The 4,526-nt window shown below is 49.6% G+C and carries 7 protein-coding genes; all 7 read right to left on the bottom strand.

The window, feature by feature from the left end:
- Nucleotides 1–419: 419 nt before the first annotated feature.
- Nucleotides 420–890 carry a c-type cytochrome gene (locus CXF87_RS11545; protein ID WP_008958472.1) on the bottom strand — a complete coding sequence of 157 codons (471 nt, stop codon included), beginning with the start codon at nucleotides 888–890 and terminating at the stop codon, nucleotides 420–422.
- Nucleotides 883–1,749, bottom strand: coding sequence for a WD40/YVTN/BNR-like repeat-containing protein (locus CXF87_RS11540; RefSeq protein ID WP_008958473.1), 867 nt, complete (start codon nucleotides 1,747–1,749; stop codon nucleotides 883–885). Before CXF87_RS11540 ends, CXF87_RS11545 begins: the two co-directional genes overlap by 8 nt.
- A gap of 23 nt (nucleotides 1,750–1,772) precedes the next feature.
- Nucleotides 1,773–2,516, bottom strand: coding sequence for a cytochrome c biogenesis CcdA family protein (locus tag CXF87_RS11535; RefSeq protein ID WP_101146724.1), 744 nt, complete (start codon nucleotides 2,514–2,516; stop codon nucleotides 1,773–1,775).
- A 16-nt stretch (nucleotides 2,517–2,532) separates the two neighbouring features.
- Complete coding sequence (locus CXF87_RS11530; protein ID WP_101146723.1) at nucleotides 2,533–2,916, bottom strand: hypothetical protein; 384 nt, start codon at nucleotides 2,914–2,916, stop codon at nucleotides 2,533–2,535.
- Between the two features lie 12 nt (nucleotides 2,917–2,928).
- The gene (locus CXF87_RS11525) at nucleotides 2,929–3,477 is read right to left on the bottom strand and encodes a TlpA family protein disulfide reductase (protein ID WP_101146722.1); all 549 of its coding nucleotides are present in this window, start codon (nucleotides 3,475–3,477) and stop codon (nucleotides 2,929–2,931) included.
- Nucleotides 3,478–3,491: 14 nt separating this feature from the next.
- Entirely contained in the window at nucleotides 3,492–3,932 is a 441-nt protein-coding gene (locus tag CXF87_RS11520) for a DUF411 domain-containing protein (protein ID WP_101146721.1), read from the bottom strand.
- Between the two features lie 99 nt (nucleotides 3,933–4,031).
- A complete protein-coding gene (locus tag CXF87_RS11515) occupies nucleotides 4,032–4,268 on the bottom strand; it encodes a hypothetical protein (protein ID WP_062363006.1) in 237 nt (78 codons plus the stop codon).
- Between the last annotated feature and the right edge of the window lie 258 nt (nucleotides 4,269–4,526).

Raw genomic sequence — 4,526 nt, 5'->3', positions numbered from 1 at the left:
CGTTGTTTATTAACACTATATTGCTTACCTAACATAATAATCTAACTCCCTTCCACAGCCTTCAGATCAAATATGTGGCGCGACGAAAACTTTATTGTGAAGTGAGCCAGTCGATCTTACTAAGCCTGAAGGCGCCTCAGTCGTTAGGTAATAAGTTTATTTTATATGAAATTTGTTAACTTCCATGTCTCAACATAAACATTTGAGATTCGCTAAAGTGTATATTTATTCGCTGACAATGCGAAGTTGGTTTTCTAAGTAAGGGCTAGCATTCGCCGGGAGCAGGTTTGTCGGAGTTAAAAGGACCAAGAGGTTGTTTTCTACTTAATAACACAAGTGGGCGGTTGAGACGGTAGCTAACAGTGTGGTGACCCATAAGGTGACTAAGAAAATTTGTTATAGGGCATAGACACTATTATTTACTCTGGGGGTATTCCAGTTTGTATTGGAAAGGGGTTCTCAATACTTTCGTCTGCTTGGTGACGCCTTTGCTCTTGTGTCCATAATGTCTTGAGATAATTCACCACATCTCGTATCTCGCTGGGAGCCAAAACTTCCTGATACGCTGGCATCGTTAGCCTATCGGTTTTATTCCAGGGGTCGCGCCAACCCTCGGCAATAATTCGGTAGAGCATGGCATCAGAGTGTTTCCAGGTATGGCCCTCTGGCCCATGTGGTGGAGCAGGTAACTCGCCTAGAGCATTTTGCTCTTCCCAGTTGGGCATGCCTTCGCCTTGTGTACCGTGGCAACTAGCACAGTATTGTCGGTAAACTCTTTTTCCGTCTTCCAGCTGAGGAGTATCGCTTGAAAAAGGACGGTCCTCAGCCATGGCGTGCCCCACAACCATTAGCGTCAGCCATGAGGCAGTGAAAAAACAGTGCTTACGCATCGGGATAAGTCCAGGATTGGCCTTCGTCTTCACTGTGTAGAAGTTCCCCTTTCTGGTTTAAACCATAGAGAGTGTCTTTGGCGGAGAGTGTGAGTGCAACGAGCTCTGTGCCGTCACCAGCTACTTGTTGCCACTCTTGACCACCCGTTTCACTACGCCATAGTCCTTGCTGTGTAACCACATAGACTCGCTTTGGGTTGCCAAGGCTATAAGCCACATCATAGACGCTGCCAGCATCAAGTGCTCCGGTCGGTCTCCAACCGCAAAAGCAGTCCATCGATAGACGCACCGCATCGTCCGATACCCCGTAGAGCCAGCCGGTCTGCATGCTGCCTTCCATGTCAGAGTGGACGAGTCGGTTAATCTTTTGTGAAGGACCACTGTCCATTTTTTTCCAGGTGGTGCCAGCATCCTCGCTTTGGTAGATGCCGTCTTCTTCAATTACCGCATAAAGTGTTTCGTTCTGACGGCGATGTACAGCTAGCGCAGTAACCTCTCGGCTAGGTAGGTTAGCGCTAAGCTCTTGCCAGGTTTCTCCATTGTCGGTGCTACGCTGCACCCCGATTGAGGGGCCTGCGATATAGAGCGCTTGCGGATCAGTGGAGGGGACCGATACCGCGCGCAACTGGCCTTCATTCACGTCTTCGGGCAAGGGAATCGCATTCCAGGTCATGCCTTCATCGGCACGCTGGAATAGTTGGTTAGCCTCAATTTTAAACAGTCGTTTGCCTGTTACGTCATATTGCAGTGCAAGCAACCCTTCTTCAGTTGCCAAGGCCGTAATGGCGCTGCCAAAGCTGACTGCGGCCAAGCCTGTCAGTAAGAAGACACGTAAAAAACGACTCACGATCATGTGCATTTCAATATTTCCTTAAATAACGATTAGCCGATAACACCTAGGGCAGGGAAAGTACGCAATAACCAATATGACAGCTCGGATAGTTTGCCTGTGATCATTAAGCTACCCATCAGAATCATGATCAACCCAGCCGCTATATGTATGAAATGCCCCCAGCGACGCAGGAATTTCTGGTGCTTTATGAAGCGATCAAGTGAAAGGGCACTCAGCATGAAGGGCACGCCCAGACCCAAAGAATAAACGCCGAGCAACGCCATCCCGCTCCAGGCGTTGGCCGTGGAGGCGCTGACGGTAAGAATGGCACCCAGAATTGGGCCAATGCAGGGGGTCCAGCCAAATGCAAACGCTAAACCAAGTAAGTAAGCTGCACTGCGGGTTCCACCGACGTCCTTCAGTCGACCCATAAACCGCCATTCTTGATGAAACCAGCGCCATGGCATGAGCCCGGTCATGAAGGCGCCAAACAGGATGACGATAAGGCCACCGACTAGGTTTGCTTCTTGGCGATACACCAGCAGCAGACGACCAATGGCAGTGGAGCTGGCTCCCAGCAACAAAAAAACGGTTGAAAAACCGAGCACGAACCATACCGACTGGGTTAACACCCTCAGACGTTCTCGTCTATCCGCTTCCTGTAATTGTCCGAGCGAGCGGCCGGTCATGAAAGAAAGATAGCCAGGCACAAGTGGCAAAACACAGGGCGAAATAAACGAGATCAGGCCTGCCAGAAAGGCAGTGACCAGTCCTATATTGGCTACTTCAAGCATTACCCTTTACCCATGGCTAGGCTTGGAATTTAGATGAGGACTGCTTGATTGACTCGCTTTGATCGACTAGTTGGCGAGTGGTAGGCGCTGTTCCGGCATTCACTTCTGAAGCGTCTTCTACCCGAGCCTGAACATTGGTAGCGTCGCTTTGCTCGGTCGCTTCACCTTTTTTGTCTTTGCACTTCATCATGCATAGGCCTAATCCGCACATAATGAGACATGGCAATAGGCTCAATAGAATAGGCGCAATGCCTAGCAAAACCAGATTATCCCAGCCAAAAGCAAGGCCGCCAGCCACTGCCACGCTACCCAGCAACATCAGGCCGCGTGACCCTGTCAAAAAGCCATTTAGCCCCGATTTTTGTTTGCCCTGTTGGGTTTTGTCGTCACAACAACTCATGGTGCTACCTCATTATCTGGTTGCAATCATTTCGGCAAGAAAGTCGATCATGTCTTGAGTATTCCACTCGGCTTCCCCCACGAGGCGCCCAATTTCTTTGCCTTGGCGGTCAAGTAGAAGCGTCGTGGGAATACCTACGGCCCCAAGATCTGCGCTAGCCATTCCGGTTTTATCTATATAGGGAGCCAGATGTTCAATGCCTATCTCTTGATAGAATTCATTAACAATCTCGACCCCCTTACGGTCGATCGATAAGGCGACCACCTCAAAATCATCGCTGCCAAGCTCATCTTGTAGGGCATCTAAAGTGGGCATTTCCTCTCGGCAAGGCCCGCACCATGTTGCCCAGATGTTGAGTAGAATCAGCTTTCCTTCAAAGTCAGCCAACGTGAAAGGGGTACCGTCGCTATCCTCGAAGCTGATTTGTGCCACATCGTTGGGGGTAGCCCAGAGAAGAAACCCCTGTGGCCCTGAACTTTCTGACGGGGCGGCCATGGCAAGGGATGTGGCAGTCATCAGAAATACAGCTACGAAATGTCCTGTCAGGATGGGGTGTTTCATCGCCGCACTATCCTTTAGTGAGTCGCGTAAATGTCGGGGCTCTCAGTCGATTGCGAGGCGATGGCATAGACTTCCAACGGGCCACGCTTTTCTCCCGACATGCCCGGTGAGCCAAGCGGCATTCCCGGCACACTCAGCCCTATGATAGAGGGCTTTTCATCAAGCACTTGGGTCACGCTCTCAACAGGCACATGCCCTTCGAAGAGATAGTCTCCTACGACCGTGGTATGGCAGCCATGCAGTTCTTCAGGGATGTTATACTCGGCTTTCATTTTAACGAGATCATGGGTGTCGATCGTCTCCACGTCGAAGCCGTTTTGTTCCAAATACTTGGCATATTCGGCACAACATCCGCAATTGGGATTTTTGTAGAGAGTCGCTGATATATCAGCCGCCAATCCCGATATGGGAAAAGCCAGCAAAGACGTAACGGCAAGCGCTTTCCAATGTTTCATATGTTGTGTGTCCGGTTAGATATCAGATAGGAAGGTCCAAGCGACGCTACCCGCATGATGAAAAGGTTGCTTGCGTACAAGCAACCTATCCGAGCCGCTTTAAGCGTCGTCGTTCTCATGCTGCATGTTTTCCATCATGGCGTTACATTTTTCCATCATGGACTTCATATCGCCCATCATGTCGTGCATACCCCCTGCTTGCATCATATTGCTATGCATGGCGTTGCCCTCCATCGGCTTCTGTTGATTCTCTTCTTGGGCAAAAAGCGAGCTAGCTCCGAAGCTGCTGGCAGCAACAATGGCAGTAAACAGGATCGCAGTATTACGTTTACGCATGACACTCTCCTCTGTATGTGAGTCACTCTGCCAAACGCGCTAGTGGTAGGACTTGATTACGGTTTTTTATCCTGTGGCAGGAGTGCTTTTTTAAGATATCCTTAAAGCAGACTTTAAGGTCAAGGCCTCATTTTAAATTTCGTTATACAACCTAAATGTTTGTCATGAGCGCTCAGCTGAAGACTTGACCTTTGGGCAGCCTAACGGTTGTAAGCTGGCTACGAATAAACGAATGAGGATAAGCCAATGCGAGTCTCA

Source organism: Halomonas sp. MES3-P3E, from assembly GCF_002836035.1.
Lineage (GTDB): Bacteria > Pseudomonadota > Gammaproteobacteria > Pseudomonadales > Halomonadaceae > Vreelandella > Vreelandella arctica.
The sequence above is the reverse complement of the archived record's forward strand: the minus strand, read 5'-3'. Positions and strand labels throughout refer to the sequence as shown.